Here is a 438-nt window from a genome sequence, read left to right as displayed (position 1 = left end):
CGGGTTGTACATCAGCCATGTACCGTTGACCTGCCTGGCATTCAGCATCGTGCCGATTTTTTCGTCACTCGCGTCTACGCAAAACAGCCCAAAGCTTCCAATGACAGAAGATGCTTGCGGCCCGGTATCAGGTAGGTCATAGACACCCTGTTGGAGAGGTGTTCCTTCGGGATGCGGAACCATGAACTTTCCGCCAAACATGTCCGCAATCTTGAACTTACACGCCCCAATCGTGACCGTTGCTTCGGTCGGAATCGCTGGGATTGCGACTTGGGCCGTAGCATGTGCGATTGCGCCAAACAACGATGTGACTGCCACGAGCCTGCCCAAAAAGACGTACTGCTTCTTCATATCCCCCCTCGCTCTGCACATGAACGATATCGGATTAGGAGCGTTAAGATCCATTGCCAGTGCGCACTTCTGTCCAGTCATTCAGTA

General features: G+C 53.0%; 1 protein-coding gene. It reads right to left on the bottom strand.

Annotated elements, in window-relative coordinates:
- A partial coding sequence (locus U5775_RS39070; protein ID WP_322063456.1) for a hypothetical protein occupies window positions 1-351 on the bottom strand: 351 nt, incomplete at its 3' end.
- Window positions 352-438: the final 87 nt, after the last annotated feature.

It is taken from the genome of Paraburkholderia sp. J63 (assembly GCF_905220245.1).
GTDB lineage: Bacteria > Pseudomonadota > Gammaproteobacteria > Burkholderiales > Burkholderiaceae > Paraburkholderia.
Note: the sequence above shows the minus strand (reverse complement) of the source record. Positions and strands in the feature narration are given on the sequence as shown.